The sequence below is a fragment of the Streptomyces sp. NPDC012474 genome (assembly GCF_042955185.1).
Lineage (GTDB): Bacteria > Actinomycetota > Actinomycetes > Streptomycetales > Streptomycetaceae > Streptomyces > Streptomyces cahuitamycinicus.
Map to the genome: position 1 here is coordinate 589,287 of NZ_JBIBEP010000001.1, position 15,302 is coordinate 604,588.

Below are 15,302 nucleotides of genomic sequence, written 5' to 3' on the forward strand. Positions count from 1 at the left end.
GCGCACCGGACCACCCGCCGCAGTAGCCCCCGACTCGACCTCACGCCCGACGAACCGGCACCCGCCCGGCGGGAGTCTGGAGACCGATCCAGACACCGACCGGAGGGAGCCGGACCCATGGGGGCCGTAAGGACGCGTACCGGGCGGAAGCGGGCCGTGCCCTGGGTGGTGGTCGGGCTGTGGCTCGCCGCACTCGTGCTGGTCGGGCCGCTCGCGGGCAAGTTCGCCGACATCCAGCAGAACCGCGCCGTCGACTACCTGCCCGACAGCGCCGACTCGACCCAGGTGGCGCGGATCCAGGACGAGTTGCCGGGCGGTGAGGCGACCGACCTGGTGCTCGTCTACCACCGGGACGGCGGCCTGACCGACGCCGACCGGCGCACCGCCGACGAGCAGATCACCGAGGTGAGCGGCGCCTACGACCTGACGGGGGAGCCGCGGGGCATCCCCTCGAAGGACGGCTCCACCCTGATGTACCCGGTCACCAGCACCCAGCCGGGCCAGGACGAGAAGGCCCGCGACGCCTTCGTCGACGGGGTGCGGGACATCGCCGACGGCGAGGACGGGCTGAGCGTCGAGGTCGGCGGGCCCGGCGCGCTGAACACCGACATGAACAAGGTGTTCGAGACGCTCGACGCCACGCTGCTGCTCGCCACCCTCGCCGTCGTCACCGTGCTGCTCATCCTCATCTACCGCAGCCCCTTCCTGTGGCTGGTGCCGCTCGCCGTGGCGGGGGTCGCCGCCGCCGTGGCGATGGCCGCCGGGTACGGGCTGCACGAACTGTTCGACGTCACCGTCACCGGCCAGAGCGGCGGCGTGATGACCGTGCTGGTCCTCGGCGCGGGCACCGACTACGCGCTGTTCCTCATCTCCCGCTACCGCGAGGAACTGCGGCGTCACGAGCGGCCGTACGACGCCATGCGCGCCGCCCTGCGCGGCTGCGGGCCGGCGATCCTCGCCTCCTCGGGGACCGTCGCGGCCGGGCTGCTGTGTCTGCTCGCCGCGGACCTCAACAGCAGCAGCGGCATGGGGCCGGTCGGCACCATCGGGGTGCTCGCCGCGCTGGTCGCCATGACGACCCTGCTGCCGGCCGTTCTCGTGCTGCTGGGACGGCGGGTGTTCTGGCCGCTGATCCCGGCGTTCGGGAGTGAGCCGAAGGCCAGGCGCTCGCTGTTCGCCGCGATGGGCACCTCGGCGACACGGCGGCCCGTGACCGTGCTCGTCACAGGGGGCGTCCTGCTCGGAGCGCTCGCGCTCGGCACGCTGAATCTGTCCGGGTCCATCAAGCAGGAGGACTCCTTCACCGAGCGGCCCGAGTCCATCACCGCCATGCAGACGCTGGCACGGGAGTATTCCGAGCGCAGCAGCCGGCCCCTGACCGTCATCGCGCCCGGGGAGCGGGCCGAGGCGGTGGGCGAGCGGGCCCGGGCGACGGAGGGGGTCGCCGAGGTGATTCCCGGGCGGAGCGGGGCGGGATGGACCGAGATCGCCGTCTTCACCACGGCGGCGCCGGAGACCCCGGCCGAGACCCGCACCATCGAGGCGCTGCGGGCCGGGGTCGACTCCGAGGGCGCGTACGTCGGCGGGCCCAGCGCACAGCTGATCGACCTGGCCGAGAGCGAGGCACGGGACCGGAAGCTGATCGTGCCGCTGGTGCTCGGTGCGGTGTTCATCATCCTGGTCGGGCTGTTGCGCAGTCTCGTCGCGCCGTTGCTGCTGCTGGCGGCGGTGGTCGCGGTGTGGGGAGCGGCGCTCGGCATCGGGGGGCTGGTGTTCGAGCCCGTCCTCGGGTTCGGCGGGAACGATCCCGGACTCGGGCTGCTGTCCTTCGTGTTCCTGGTCGCCCTCGGCGTGGACTACGGGATCTTCCTGATGCACCGGATGCGGGAGGAGTCCGTGCGCGGGGCCGAGCCGGAGGCCGCGGCGCTCACCGCCCTGCGGACGACCGGCGGGGTCATCGCCTCGGCGGGAGTGGTGCTCGCGGCGACGTTCGCGGTACTGACGACGCTGCCGATGGTGGGGCTGGTGGAACTCGGGTTCGTCATCGCGGTGGGGGTGCTGCTGGACACCTTCCTGGTGCGCACGTACCTGGTGACCACGGCGAGTGTGCTGCTCAAGCGGCGGATGTGGTGGCCGGGCAGGCTCTCCCGCGCGCCGCGGCGGACGGCCCCGCCGCCGGAGCGGAAGCCCATGACAGCGAACGCCCCCTGACCGACCCACGGCGTCCCTCCCCTCCCGGAGGGACGCCTTCCGCACCGAGGATGACACCTGTGCAGGCACCCACCACCACGACGGCGACCTGGTCGCGTCCCGCGGAGCGGATCATGGCCGCGATCAACCGCGATCCGCTGACGGCCCCGCACGCCCTCCGCAACGACGCGGTCCTCGCCCTCCTCGTCGCCGGCTTGTCCGCCGTCCTCGCGCTCCTGGTCGACGACGGCCGCCGGCCCGACGCGCTCGGCTGGGCCCTGCTGCTCACCTCCCACGTGCCGCTCGTGTGGCGCCGCCGCCGTCCGCTGCTCGTCCTGCTCGCCGTGATCGTCTGTGTCTTCCCGTACCACTTCCTCGACTACCCGCACACCGCGGCCACCCAGGCCGCCTACGTCGCCCTCTACACCGTCGCCGTCACCGGCCGGCCGCTGCGCACCGTCCTGGTCGGCATCGGTGTCATCGCCCTGGCGGTGAGCGTGCTGCTCACCATCAGCGCCCAGGAGGCACTGGGGTTGCTGAAGGCGTCCGGCTGGGTCGTCGCCGTGCTGTTCTGCGGAGTCGACGTGCGCTTCTACCGCCAGTACGTCGCCTCCATCGTGGAACGCGCCGAGCGCGCCGAACGCACCCGGGAGGAGGAGGCCCGGCGGCGCGTCGCCGAGGAGCGGCTGCGGATCGCCAGGGACCTGCACGACCTGCTGGCCCACAGCATCACCCTCATCGGCGTGCAGACCTCCGTCGCCGCCCACGTCCTGTCGGCCGACCCCGAGCGGCTCGACCGGGAGACGGTCGCCAAGGCCCTCGACGACATCGCCGAGACCTGTCGCAGCGCCCGCGGTGAACTCCGCACGACGCTGGAGGTGCTGCGCGAGCACAACACCCCCGACGCCCGCGGCCCGCTGCCCGGCCTCGACGGCCTGCCCGACCTGGCGGAGGCCGCGCGGCTCGCCGGTGCCCGGGTCGAGCAGAGCGTACGGATACGGCAGGCACCGCCCGCCGTGGGCGCCGCCGCCTACCGCATCGTTCAGGAGGCCCTGACGAACGCGGTACGGCACGCGGGGCCCGAACCGGCCGTCCACGTCGAACTGGCGGAGCGCCAGGGCGTCCTGCACCTGTCGGTCCGCGACGACGGCACCGGCCCGGCCCCGGGCGGCACCCCGGGCTTCGGGCTCGTCGGAATGCGGGAGCGGGCCCGCAGCGTCGGTGGCACACTCGACGCCGGACCGCGCACAGGGGGCGGGTTCGAGGTCACCGCGGTGCTGCCGCTGGCCACGACGGGGGAGAGGGACGGATGACCATACGGGTGCTGCTCGCGGACGATCAGACCCTGGTGCGGGAGGCGTTCGCGATGCTCGTGGAGTCCGCCCGGGACATGGAGGTCGTCGGCCAGGCCGCCACCGGCCGGCAGGCCGTGGAACTGGCCCGCGCCGCACGCGCCGACCTCGTGGTGATGGACATCCGCATGCCCGACCTGGACGGCATCGAGGCGACCCGGCTCATCGCCGCCGACGAGGACCTCGCGGCCGTCCGGGTGCTCGTCCTCACCACCTACGACACCGACGAGAACATCGTCGACGCGCTGCGCGCCGGCGCCTCCGGCTTCCTGGTCAAGGACACCAGGCCGGCCGAACTCCTCGACGCCATCCGCACGGTCGCGGCCGGGGACTCCCTGCTGTCGCCCGGGCCCACGGCACGGCTGATCGAGCGGTTCCTGCGCAGCCCCACCGCTCCGGCGACCGGCGGGCCCGAGTGCCTGTCCGGCCGGGAGCGGGAGGTGCTCGCGCTGGTCGCGCGCGGCCTCAACAACACGGAGATCGGCGACGCGTTGGGCCTGAGCCCGCTCACCGCGAAGACCCACGTCAGCCGCATCATGGGCAAACTGGCGGCACGGGACCGGGCTCAGCTGGTCATCGTCGCCTACGAGTCGGGGATGGTGACACCGGGGAGCGTCTGAGGGCGCGCTTCAGATCAGCCCGGCCGCCGCGAGGTACTTCCCGACCTGCTCCACCTCGTCCGGTGACAGCGGGATCTGCGGTTCCGCCGTCGCCGGGCAGTCGATCACGCCGCGCAGGTGCAGCGCGGTCTTGAAGGCGCCGATCGCCGAGGAGTTCGGGCCCATCCGGGCCGGGTCGCCGACGTTCACCATGCCGAACAGCGCGCACAGGCGCTCCTGTTCGGCCCGGGCAGCCTCCCGGTCCCCGGCACGGCACAGGCCGTCCAGGCGGACGTAGCCGTGCGGATCGACGTTGCCCAGGCCCGGCACCGTGCCGTCCGCGCCGATCGCGAGGGCCGCGTCGACGATCAGCTCGGATCCGGTCAGCACGCTGAAGCCGGTGATGCCGCGGAGTTCCCGGGCGCCGGTCACGACCCGGCGGAAGGCGGCGAGGTCACCGCTGGAGTCCTTGAGCCCGGCCACGACACCGTCCGCGGCCAGCTCCAGGACCACGTCGGCCGGCAGCTTCGTGTGGACGGCGACGGGAAGGTCGTAGGCGATCACCGGGACCGGGCTCGCAGCGGCGACCGCGCGGTAGTGGCGCGCGATCTCCGCCGGGTGGGTGCGGGTGTAGAACGGGGCGGTGACGACGACCGCGTCCGCGCCGGCCGCCGTCACGGACGCCACGTGGTCCAGGACCCGGGGCGTCGTCATGTCGATCGCCCCGGCCAGTACCGGGAGCTGCCCGCCCACATGCCCGGTCACCGACTCGACGACCAGCCGGCGCTGCCGGTCCGGCAGAAACGCGGCCTCCGAGGTCGAGCCGAGCACGAACAGTCCGTGCACCCCGCCCGCCACCAGATGGTCGACGAGCCCGATCAGCGAGGGGACGTCCACCTCGCCGTCCGGTGTCAGGGGCGTGCAGACGGGCGGGATGACACCGGTCAGCGGGGTGAACGTCATGGGGCCTCCATCGGGTCGCGCCGGTGGACGAGGTCACGGGTCGACTCGTCCTCCCGGACAGGATGGTGGCACCGAAGCGGTGTGCGGGCGCCGACGCGGCGGAGATTCCCGGCGTCTGCTCCGCGCCCGTCCCGTCCGCCGTCCGGCAGCGGCTGCGGAACGGGCAGCCGCCAGGCGGCCCGGGTCTCCTTCACGATCCGGCCCGGGTACGAGGTGATCACCCCCTCGCTCGTCCGCCGTACCGTCCGGAGGCCGGACCGGCACCGTGTGCGGGGCGGGTCGGTTGACGGGCTGTCAGGGAAAGTCCGCCACCGGGCGGGCGCACGCGGAGCATGATGAGGCGTGTGAGCGAACAGTGGAGCGAGAGTGACGCCGGTACCCTGCGACTGCCCTCGGGCCGGCTCGTACGAGGCCGGGGCCTGCGGCATCCGCTGGACCCCGAGGCGCCCCTGCCCTCCTACGGCGTCTACCTGCTCGGCCGGCGGCCGCCCGAGGTCCCCTGGGACTCCGCCTGGATCCGCTGGCCCGACTTCCGCCTCCCGGCGGAGCGGGCGGCCGCCCGCGCGGTGCTGCTCGGTGTATGGGAGCGGGCCGCCGCAGAGCGGGTGGAGATCGCCTGCGGCGGCGGACGCGGCCGCACGGGCACGGCCCTGGCCTGCCTGGCGGTGCTGGACGGCGTGCCGGCACAGGAGGCGGTGGAATACGTCCGCCGACACTACGACCGGCATGCCGTGGAGACGCCCTGGCAGCGGCGGTACGTACGCCGGTTCGGCGAGGGGTGAACCTGATGAACCCGACGTGACGACGCACTACCAGTCGCAGTACACATCCCGGCCGGGGCGCTCGCCCGTCGCCAGGAAGCGGGAGACCGTGGCGTCGCCGCAGGCGTTGCCGTTGGCCAGATAGGCGTCATGGCCGGTGGAGTTCACGGTGACCATGACCGCCCGGTCGCCGAGAGCCTGCCGCAGTTTCCGGGCGCCCGCGAGCGGGGTGGCGACATCCCGCTCGTTCTGCACGAGAAGGATGTTGGAGGGGCCGCGGTCGGTGACCCGTACGGCCGGCTCCTTCGGCTCGTACGGCCACGCGGCGCACACCATCGGCCCGCGCGGCATGCCCGCGGTCAGCGGATAAGCGGCCCGGCTCGCGGCGACGCCCTTCTGGTACGCGGCGGCCGAGTCGGGCCAGTCGACGTCGTTGCAGATGGTGCCGACACCGACCGCGGCGAGGTTCTGCAGGACCGACTCGGGCGGGGCCTCGGGCGCGGGCGGCACGGTGCCCGCGCGGGCGGCGCGGATGGTCTTGGCCAGGGTCGGGTAGTCGTCGGGGTCGTAGAGGCTGGACAGCATGGTCTGGCGGAGGGCGTTGCCGTCCAGCCGCGGGGGGTGGGCGCCGGGCCAGGGGAGGGGATCGCGGTCCAGCCGGGCGGCGAGCCGCAGGAAGCCGGACCGGACCTCGGCGGGCGTCCGGGCGACCCGGTTCGGATTGCCGGTCCTGGACGCCCACTTGGCGAACTCCGGGAAGTTGTCCTCGACGCCGGTCTCGAAGGCGGCGAGCCAGTTGCGGGTCACGCGGGTGTGGTCGGGGTCGTTGTTGCTGTCCAGCACGATGCGGTCGGTGCGGTGCGGGAACAACTGGGCGTAGACGGCGCCGACGTAGGTGCCGTACGAGACACCCCACGCGCTGATCCTCTTCTCACCGAGGGCGGCCCGCAGACGGTCCAGGTCGCGGGCCTCGTTGGCGGTGCTGATGTGCCGGATCAGCTCACCGCCGTTACGGGCGCAGGCCTCGGCCGTACGCCGGGCGGTGGTCATGTTCGCGTCGACGGAACCGTCCGGGGCCGGCCAGGGCAGACGCTTGGTCATGCTGATGTCGGCGGGGTCGAGCTTGCAGTCGACGGAGGTGGAGGGCGCCATCCCGCGCGGTGCGAACCCGACGAGGTCGTAGGCGTCCCGCACCTTCCGCGGCAGCTTCTGCCCCTTGCCGGAGGGGTCGCCGAGGCTGTCCCCGCCGGGACCGCCCGGGATGAGTAACAGCGCGCCCCGCCGCGCGGACGGCTTCTCAGCGGGGATCCGGGAGACGGCGATCCGGATCTCCGGGCTGTCCGGGTCCGAATAGTCCATGGGGACGTCGAGCGTGGCGCACTGCTGTCCGGGGTCGAGGCCGGGGCCGGTGCACCGGGTCCAGTCGAGGGAGTCGGGTGCGGAGGCGGACGCCCCGCCGGGCCCGGCGAATCCGAGCATCGCACCGGCGGCGACGGCCAGCGCCACATGTTTCGTGATCTGCTTCATGCCCAGCAGCCTGGCGGACTTCGGCGGACGGCCACATCCGGGTAACTCCCGGTAATTTCGGGGGGATTACCTCAGGGTGGCGGTAAGGGTCGAAGATCCGGGGCCGGCCCTCGGCGGTCGCAGCATGAAGATGTCGATCGCGTCCTGCGTCTCCACCGTGAAGCCGTGCCGTTCGTAGAGATGGCGGGCCGGGCTGCCCTGGAGGACGTTCAGCCGGACGAGGTGGCCGGAGGCGTCCGTCCCGCTCAGAAGCGTTCGCAGGACCGCGGAGCCCAGGCCCCGGCCCTGGAGCGCCGGGGCGAGGTAGAAGTGCTCGAGCCAGTGGCCGGTTTCGGACGGGCGCAGTGTGACGCTGCCCGCGAAAGCGCCGACGGTCGTGATGACCGACGTGTGCCGGGCGGAGAAGCCGTCCCGCAGGCGCTGCCTGACCCGGTGTCCGTCGTAACGGCCCAACCGCTCCAGGTCCGGGCGCATCACCACGGCCCGTAGTTCCGCTATGGCCTCGACGTCCGCCGGCCGCGCGGGGCGCATGCCCCATTCCGGCTGCGGAATCCCCTGTGATGTTTCCACCGTTGGATTGTCTCAAGGCAGCGGCATACCGCTCGTCGCCACCGGCCTCCCGCAATCCGTTTTCCGTCCGGGCGTTTTGCGGCACGCCGCGCCGAACCCCTTTGTGCCGCGCCGCAGTTGTACGGCACAGACCCTTCCCGAGTGTAGACGCGGAGCGTGACCGGAAAGATGCGAAGAGTGAAACGGTGAAAGGAAGGGGAGCACGGTGGAGGCACGACACTCGGCGCTCTGCGCCGAAGAAGCGGAGGACGCGGTGAAGGAATTGCGGGCAGAACTCGTCAAGGCCGGAATTATCCCGCCCTCACCGGGACTTGGCCCGGTGAGTTTTGTGCGGGAAGCGCCCTGCCCGCTCATCAAGGGGAGCCGGTGTGCAGGGGACGCCGCCCGGCGGCACGCGGTGGTGCCGCGATGAAGCCTCCGGTCGGCGCGTATGTCGTGGACACCCGCATCGGCCGCATCGGCATCGTGATGGGCCATGAGGGGCCCTACGTGCAGCTGAGGCCGTACGGGGGTGGCAGGGAGTGGGACGCCGACCCCGGAGCCGTCCGGCACGCCACCCCGGCCGAGCGGCTGCGCGCGGCGACCGCGTACGCCAACGCCCGCAGCAGGGGCGAGGTCCCTTGACGTGACGACCCTGCCAGAATGGCTCCATGAGCCTGTTCCGCGACGACGGCATCGTGCTGCGCACCCAGAAGCTGGGTGAGGCGGACCGGATCATCACGCTGCTCACGCGCGGTCACGGACGGGTACGCGCGGTGGCCCGGGGCGTGCGCCGGACGAAGTCGAAGTTCGGTGCGCGTCTCGAACCCTTCTCCCACGTCGACGTGCAGTTCTTCGCCAAGGGGAGCGAGCTCGTCGGCCGGGGGCTGCCGCTGTGCACGCAGAGCGAGACCATCGCGCCGTACGGTGGCGGGATCGTCAGCGACTACGCGCGGTACACGTCCGGCACCGTCATGCTGGAGACCGCCGAGCGGTTCACCGACCACGAGGGGGAGCCGGCCGTGCAGCAGTACCTGCTGCTGGTCGGAGGCCTGCGGACCCTGGCCCGCGGGGAGCACGCGCCGCACCTCGTGCTCGACGCGTTCCTGCTCCGCTCCCTCGCCGTCAACGGGTACGCCCCGAGCTTCACCGACTGCGCGAAGTGCGGGATGCCCGGGCCCAACCGGTTCTTCTCCGTCGCGTCGGGCGGTTCCGTCTGCGTGGACTGCCGGGTGCCCGGCAGCGTCGTACCCTCGCCCCAGGCCCTGGAGCTCCTCGGCGCCCTGCTTACGGGAGACTGGGAGACCGCGGACGCGTGCGAGGCGCGCTACGTCCGGGAGGGCAGCGGGCTGGTGTCCGCGTATCTGCACTGGCACATGGAACGCGGACTGCGCTCCCTGCGCTACGTCGAGAAGTAGCGCGAGCAGCGCACAACAGAGCAAACGAGCACGAGGAGACGAGAAACACATGGCCGTACGCGGGATCCTGGGGCGCCAGCGCCGGGAGTACAGGACGCCGGAGCCGCACCCGTCCGGCGCGCGGCCCCCGAAGGTCCCCGGGGAGTTCGTACCGCAGCATGTGGCGATCGTCATGGACGGCAACGGCCGCTGGGCCAAGGACCGGGGCCTGCCGCGCACCGAAGGTCACAAGGTCGGCGCCGAGCGCGTGCTGGACGTGCTCCAGGGGGCCATCGAGATGGGCGTGGGCGCCATCTCCCTGTACGCCTTCTCCACCGAGAACTGGAAGCGCTCGCCCGACGAGGTGCGCTTCCTGATGAACTTCAACCGGGACTTCATCCGCAAGACCCGCGACCAGCTCGACGAGCTGGGCATCCGGGTGCGCTGGGTGGGCCGTATGCCCAAGCTGTGGCGCTCGGTCGCCAAGGAGCTCCAGGTCGCCCAGGAACAGACCAAGGGCAACGACCGGCTGACCCTGTATTTCTGCATGAACTACGGGGGCCGGGCCGAGATCGCCGACGCCGCCAAGGCCATGGCGGAGGACGTGAAGAGCGGCAGGCTCGACCCGTCCAAGGTCAGCGAGAAGACCTTCGCGAAGTACATGTACTACCCGGACATGCCGGACGTGGACCTGTTTCTGCGGCCCAGCGGTGAGCAGCGCACCTCGAACTACCTGATCTGGCAGAGCGCCTACGCCGAGATGGTCTTCCAGGACGTGCTGTGGCCGGACTTCGACCGGCGTGACCTGTGGCGTGCCTGCCTGGAGTACGCCTCACGCGACCGCCGCTTCGGCGGGGCCGTCCCGAACGAGGAACTGCTGGCCGTGGAGGGCGAGCAGCCGTAACGCGCGAGCGGCCCGGCATCGCCTCCGGTGACAGCTGGGCCGCGTCGGCTACTGAGAACGAGGCCGAAGGCCACCCACCCCAGGGGCGCGGGGAACTGCGCGAACACCCCCCACATACCCGCAGCCGACCACGAAGCTGCCTCAGGGGCGCGGGGAACTGTGCGAACACCCCCACGCACCCGCAGCCGACCACGAAGCTGCCTCAGGGGCGCGGGGAACTGCGCGACCAGCCACGGACTCGGCCGCAGCCGCCCAACCGCGCCACCCCCACGGCGATCACCGGCTCAACCGCCGGAGGCCCCCGCACAGTCCGCGCACGTCCCGAAGATCTCCACCGTATGGGCCACGTTCACATACCCGTGCTCCGCCGCGATGGCCTCCGCCCACCTCTCCACGGCCGGTCCCTCGACCTCGACGGCCTTGCCGCAGCCGCGGCACACGAGGTGGTGGTGATGGTCGTCGGTGGAGCATCGGCGGTAGACGGACTCGCCGTCGGCGGTCCGCAGGACGTCGACCTCACCGGCGTCGGCGAGGGACTGCAGGGTGCGGTAGACCGTGGTGAGCCCGACCGAGTCGCCCTTGTGCTTGAGCATGTCGTGCAGTTCCTGCGCGCTGCGGAACTCGTCGACCTCCTGCAGGGCCGCCGCCACAGCGGCCCGCTGCTTGGTGGCGCGGCCCTTAACGGACGGTCCAGCGGTCGTCACCGTTGCCTCCTCACGTCTGCCTTGCCCGGGTCATTGTGCCAGCCCGGGGCGGGGGCGGTCAGACGCCGACCTCGTCGGCCGCCGCCCGGCTGCCCGGAATCGCGCACTCGGCGGGGTCGGCCGTCGTGTCCCCGCCCGCCGCGCCGCGGGCGCGGCGGCGGGCCAGCGGGGCGGCGAGCGCCGTCAGCACGATGAACGCGCCGATGGTCAGCAGCACGATCGTCGCGCCGGGCGGCACGTCCTGGTAGTACGAGGTGACGGTGCCGCCGATCGTCACGCTCACACCGATGGCCACGGCGATGGCGAACGTCGCGGCGAAGCTCCGGCCGATCTGCTGGGCGGCCGCCACGGGCACCACCATCAGCGCGCTGACCAGCAGCAGTCCGACCACACGCATTGCCACCGTCACCGTGACGGCCGCGGTGATGGCCGTCAGCAGGTTCAGCACGCGCACCGGCAGGCCCGTCACCCGGGCGAACTCCTCGTCCTGGCTGACCGCGAACAGCTGTCGGCGCAGGCCGAGGGTGACCAGGACGACGAAGGCGGCCAGAACGCAGATCGCCGTGACGTCCGAGTCGGACACCGTCGACAGCGAGCCGAACAGGTACGACGTCAGGTTGGCGTTGGAGCCCGTCGGCGCGAGGTTGATGAACATCACACCGCCGGCCATGCCGCCGTAGAACAGCATCGCGAGGGCGATGTCGCCGCGGGTCCTGCCGTACCAGCGGATCAGTTCCATGAGGACGGCGCCGAGGACGGAGACGAGGGTCGCCATCCACACCGGGGACCAGGACAGCAGGAAGCCGAGGCCGACGCCGGTCATCGCCACGTGGCCGATGCCGTCGCCCATCAGGGCCTGACGGCGCTGGACGAGGTAGATCCCCACGGCGGGGGCGGTGATGCCGACCAGGACGGCGGCGAGCAGGGCCCGCTGCATGAAGGCGTAGTCGAGGAAATCCATCAGCTCAGCAGTCCCGTGCGGAAGGGTTCGGCACCCGCCGGCGCGTGCGGGTGTACGTGGTCGTGGCCGGGCAGGGCGTGCTGCCCGACGGCCTTCGGGGGCGGGCCGTCATGGACGACGCAGCCGTCGCGCAGGACGACCGCCCGGTCGATGAGGGGCTCCAGCGGGCCCAGTTCGTGCAGCACGAGCAGCACGGTCGTGCCCTGGGAGACCTGCTCGCGCAGGGTGTGCGCGAGGACCTCCTGGCTGCCCAGGTCGACGCCGGCCATCGGCTCGTCCATGATCAGCAGCTCGGGTTCGGACGCCAGCGCGCGAGCGATGAGGACGCGCTGGTGCTGGCCGCCGGAGAGGGCGTCGACCGAGTCCTTGGCCCGGTCGGCCATGCCGACGAGGTCCAGGGCACGGCGTACGGCGGCGTGGTCGGCCTTGCGCAGGACGCCGAAGCGGGCCCGGGACAGGCGGCCGGAGGAGACCACCTCGGTCACCGTGGCGGGCACGCCGCCCGCGGCCGTGGTGCGCTGCGGGACGTAGCCCACACGATGCCAGTCGCGGAACCGGGTGCGGTCCGCGCCGAACAGCCGGATCTCGCCGGCGCCGGTCTGCACCTGGCCGATGATGCTGCGCACGGCCGTGGACTTGCCCGAGCCGTTCGCGCCGAGCAGCGCGACGACCTCGCCGCGCCGCACGGTCAGGTCGATGCCGCGCAGCACGGGGCGCGAGCCCAGGTCCGCGCGGACCCCGCGCAGGGATACGACGGGCTCGGTCATGCCGTCCTCCGATGGGTGTGTCATGTGGCTCCCAGGGCCGTCCGCAGGGCCTTGAGGTTGGCTTCCATGACCTGGAAGTAGTCGTCGCCGCGGGACTTGTCGGTGATGCCCTCCAGCGGATCGAGGACGTCCGTCTTCAGGTTGGCGTCCCGGGCCAGGGTCTTCGCGGTCTTGTCGGACACCAGTGTCTCGTAGAAGACGGTGGTGACGCCGTCGGCCTTGGCCTCCTGTTGGAGCTCCCTGACCCGGGCGCCGCTGGGCTCGCTCTCGGGATCGATGCCGGAGATCGCCTCCTGGGTGAGGCCGTAGCGCTCGGCGAGGTAGCCGAAGGCGGCGTGGTTGGTGAAGAAGACCTTGGACCGGGAGTTCTTGAGGCCGTTCTCGAAGTCGCTGTCCAGGCCCTTCAGCTTCGTGACCAGGGCCGCGGTGTTCTTCTTGTAGTCGGCGGCGTGGTCCGGGTCGGCCTTCTCGAAGGCCTTGCCGACGCCCTGGGCGATCTCGGCGTACTTCACCGGGTCGAGCCAGACGTGCGGGTCGCGGCCGTGTTCCTCCTCCTCGGAGTGGCCTTCCTCCTCGGCGTGGCCCTCCTCGCCCTCGTGGGTGTGGCCACCGGTGCCGTGGTCCTCCAGGTGGGTCAGGCCGGCCGCGTCGATCTTGGTCCTGATGCCCGTCTGGCCGACGGCCTCGTCGACGGCGGGCTGGAGGCCCTTGAGGTAGAGCGCCGCGTCGGCCTCCTCCAGCTGCGCGCGCTGCTTGGTGCTGATCTCCAGGTCGTGCGGCTCCTGGCCGGGCTCGGTCAGGCTGGTGACGTTCGCGTGGCCGCCGCCGATCTGCTCGGCGAGGAACGCCATCGGGTAGAACGACGCGACGACGTCGAACTTGTCCGTGTTGCCCGAGGCCGCGCTGTCGCTGGAGCAGGCGGTCAGGGCGCCGAGGCCGAGAGCGGAGGCCAGGGCGGCGGGTATGAGGCGTCGTCGTACGTTCATGACACTCATTTTCAGCAAATATGGAAACCGTTGTCAATAAACGGTCTGAACAGCGGGGTCCGGAGAGGGCCCGCGACGGCCGAAGGGGGAGCGATTTGATTGAGGGGGCGTCCCCGCCGGTAACCTGAAGCATTCGCTGGAAGCACCTCGCTTCGCCCGCCCGTCACCCCTCATCGAGGCGCTTCGCGCCGCACCGTCAGTAATCGTCGTCGTAATGAAGAGAGCACCGTGGCCGCCGACAAGATCGACACCATCGTCAGCCTGAGCAAGCGCCGGGGCTTCGTATTCCCCTGCAGTGAGATCTACGGCGGCCAGCGCGCCGCTTGGGACTACGGCCCCCTGGGTGTCGAGCTCAAGGAGAACCTCAAGCGCCAGTGGTGGCGCTACATGGTGACGTCGCGCGAGGACGTCGTGGGCATCGACTCGTCCGTGATCCTTGCCCCCGAGGTCTGGGTCGCCTCCGGCCACGTCGCCACCTTCACGGACCCGCTGACCGAGTGCACCTCCTGCCACAAGCGGTTCCGCGCGGACCACCTGGAGGAGGCCTACGAGGAGAAGAAGGGCCGCGCCCCGGAGAACGGCCTCCTCGACGTCAACTGCCCCAACTGCGGCAACAAGGGCCAGTTCACCGAGCCCAAGCAGTTCTCGGGCCTGCTGTCCACCCACCTCGGCCCCACGCAGGACTCCGGCTCCGTCGCCTACCTGCGCCCCGAGACCGCCCAGGGCATCTTCACCAACTTCTCTCAGGTGCAGACCACATCGCGCCGCAAGCCGCCGTTCGGCATCGCCCAGATGGGCAAGTCCTTCCGCAACGAGATCACGCCCGGCAACTTCATCTTCCGCACCCGCGAGTTCGAGCAGATGGAGATGGAGTTCTTCGTCAAGCCGGGCGAGGACGAGACGTGGCAGGAGTACTGGATGGAGCAGCGCTGGAACTGGTACACCGGTCTCGGCCTGCGCGAGGAGAACATGCGGTGGTACGAGCACCCGAAGGAGAAGCTCTCCCACTACTCCAAGCGCACCGCCGACATCGAGTACCGCTTCCAGTTCGGCGGCAGTGAGTGGGGCGAGCTCGAAGGCGTCGCCAACCGCACCGACTACGACCTCGGCGCCCACTCCAAGGCCTCCGGCCAGGACCTCACCTACTTCGACCAGGAAGCCGGCGAGCGCTGGACGCCGTACGTCATCGAGCCCGCGGCCGGTGTCGGCCGCGCGATGCTGGCGTTCCTGCTGGACGCCTACATCGAGGACGAGGCCCCCAACGCCAAGGGCAAGATGGAGAAGCGCACCGTGCTGCGCCTCGACCACCGCCTCGCCCCGGTGAAGGTCGCGGTGCTGCCGCTGTCCCGCAACCCGGAGCTCTCCCCGAAGGCCAAGGGCCTCGCCCAGGCGCTCCGGCAGAACTGGAACATCGAGTTCGACGACGCCGGCGCCATCGGCCGCCGCTACCGCCGCCAGGACGAGATCGGCACGCCGTTCTGCGTGACCGTCGACTTCGACACGCTCGAGGACAACGCGGTCACCGTCCGCGAGCGCGACTCGATGAAGCAGGAGCGCGTCTCCCTCGACCAGATCGAGGGCTACCTGGCGGCCCGCCTCATCGGCTGCTGATCGCCTCTCGTCACGGTGCCGGGTTCCTCCA

At 71.6% G+C, this 15,302-nt stretch carries 15 protein-coding genes; 8 read left to right on the forward strand and 7 right to left on the reverse strand.

Going from position 1 to position 15,302, the window contains the following annotated elements:
• Positions 1–117: 117 nt before the first annotated feature.
• The 3 genes from ACFY9S_RS02595 to ACFY9S_RS02605 are packed head-to-tail and all read left to right on the forward strand — an operon-like array spanning position 118 to position 4,162.
• Entirely contained in the window at positions 118–2,211 is a 2,094-nt protein-coding gene (locus ACFY9S_RS02595; protein ID WP_391121798.1) for an MMPL family transporter, read from the forward strand.
• Between the two features lie 50 nt (positions 2,212–2,261).
• Positions 2,262–3,503 (forward strand): histidine kinase, encoded by a 1,242-nt coding sequence (locus ACFY9S_RS02600; RefSeq protein WP_391121801.1) that lies wholly within the window; start codon positions 2,262–2,264, stop codon positions 3,501–3,503.
• A complete protein-coding gene (locus ACFY9S_RS02605; protein ID WP_391121804.1) occupies positions 3,500–4,162 on the forward strand; it encodes a response regulator in 663 nt (220 codons plus the stop codon). The genes ACFY9S_RS02600 and ACFY9S_RS02605 overlap by 4 nt, the downstream gene beginning before the upstream one ends.
• Before the next feature lie 9 nt (positions 4,163–4,171).
• On the opposite strand, the gene ACFY9S_RS02610 is transcribed toward ACFY9S_RS02605, so the two are convergent.
• Positions 4,172–5,104 (reverse strand): dihydrodipicolinate synthase family protein, encoded by a 933-nt coding sequence (locus tag ACFY9S_RS02610; protein WP_391121807.1) that lies wholly within the window; start codon positions 5,102–5,104, stop codon positions 4,172–4,174.
• A gap of 335 nt (positions 5,105–5,439) precedes the next feature.
• Here ACFY9S_RS02610 and ACFY9S_RS02615 point away from each other — a divergent pair, with 335 nt between their 5' ends.
• Positions 5,440–5,886: a protein phosphatase gene (locus ACFY9S_RS02615; RefSeq protein WP_391121810.1), complete on the forward strand. Its 447-nt coding sequence runs from the start codon at positions 5,440–5,442 to the stop codon at positions 5,884–5,886.
• A gap of 27 nt (positions 5,887–5,913) precedes the next feature.
• On the opposite strand, the gene ACFY9S_RS02620 is transcribed toward ACFY9S_RS02615, so the two are convergent.
• Both ACFY9S_RS02620 and ACFY9S_RS02625 read right to left on the reverse strand, forming a co-directional pair.
• Positions 5,914–7,392 carry an alpha/beta fold hydrolase gene (locus tag ACFY9S_RS02620; RefSeq protein WP_391121812.1) on the reverse strand — a complete coding sequence of 493 codons (1,479 nt, stop codon included), beginning with the start codon at positions 7,390–7,392 and terminating at the stop codon, positions 5,914–5,916.
• 66 nt (positions 7,393–7,458) lie between these two features.
• Positions 7,459–7,923 (reverse strand): GNAT family N-acetyltransferase, encoded by a 465-nt coding sequence (locus tag ACFY9S_RS02625; RefSeq protein WP_391122932.1) that lies wholly within the window; start codon positions 7,921–7,923, stop codon positions 7,459–7,461.
• 447 nt (positions 7,924–8,370) lie between these two features.
• Between ACFY9S_RS02625 and ACFY9S_RS02630 the strand changes: the two genes are divergently transcribed.
• Genes ACFY9S_RS02630 through ACFY9S_RS02640 form a run of 3 tightly spaced genes read left to right on the forward strand, consistent with a single transcriptional unit; the run spans position 8,371 to position 10,242 of the window.
• Positions 8,371–8,586 carry a hypothetical protein gene (locus ACFY9S_RS02630; protein WP_391121815.1) on the forward strand — a complete coding sequence of 72 codons (216 nt, stop codon included), beginning with the start codon at positions 8,371–8,373 and terminating at the stop codon, positions 8,584–8,586.
• Between the two features lie 26 nt (positions 8,587–8,612).
• The gene (gene recO, locus ACFY9S_RS02635) at positions 8,613–9,359 is read left to right on the forward strand and encodes a DNA repair protein RecO (RefSeq protein WP_102907386.1); all 747 of its coding nucleotides are present in this window, start codon (positions 8,613–8,615) and stop codon (positions 9,357–9,359) included.
• A gap of 49 nt (positions 9,360–9,408) precedes the next feature.
• The gene (locus ACFY9S_RS02640; protein ID WP_102907385.1) at positions 9,409–10,242 is read left to right on the forward strand and encodes an isoprenyl transferase; all 834 of its coding nucleotides are present in this window, start codon (positions 9,409–9,411) and stop codon (positions 10,240–10,242) included.
• A gap of 284 nt (positions 10,243–10,526) precedes the next feature.
• On the opposite strand, the gene ACFY9S_RS02645 is transcribed toward ACFY9S_RS02640, so the two are convergent.
• Genes ACFY9S_RS02645 through ACFY9S_RS02660 form a run of 4 tightly spaced genes read right to left on the reverse strand, consistent with a single transcriptional unit; the run spans position 10,527 to position 13,660 of the window.
• Positions 10,527–10,946, reverse strand: a complete 420-nt coding sequence (locus ACFY9S_RS02645; protein WP_391121820.1) for a transcriptional repressor — start codon at positions 10,944–10,946, stop codon at positions 10,527–10,529.
• A gap of 58 nt (positions 10,947–11,004) precedes the next feature.
• Positions 11,005–11,907, reverse strand: coding sequence for an iron chelate uptake ABC transporter family permease subunit (locus ACFY9S_RS02650; RefSeq protein WP_391121823.1), 903 nt, complete (start codon positions 11,905–11,907; stop codon positions 11,005–11,007).
• Positions 11,907–12,674 (reverse strand): ATP-binding cassette domain-containing protein, encoded by a 768-nt coding sequence (locus tag ACFY9S_RS02655; RefSeq protein WP_391121826.1) that lies wholly within the window; start codon positions 12,672–12,674, stop codon positions 11,907–11,909. Before ACFY9S_RS02655 ends, ACFY9S_RS02650 begins: the two co-directional genes overlap by 1 nt.
• Positions 12,675–12,694: 20 nt before the next feature.
• A complete protein-coding gene (locus ACFY9S_RS02660; protein ID WP_391121829.1) occupies positions 12,695–13,660 on the reverse strand; it encodes a metal ABC transporter solute-binding protein, Zn/Mn family in 966 nt (321 codons plus the stop codon).
• Positions 13,661–13,888: 228 nt separating this feature from the next.
• Here ACFY9S_RS02660 and ACFY9S_RS02665 point away from each other — a divergent pair, with 228 nt between their 5' ends.
• A complete protein-coding gene (locus ACFY9S_RS02665) occupies positions 13,889–15,271 on the forward strand; it encodes a glycine--tRNA ligase (RefSeq protein ID WP_102907380.1) in 1,383 nt (460 codons plus the stop codon).
• Positions 15,272–15,302: the final 31 nt, after the last annotated feature.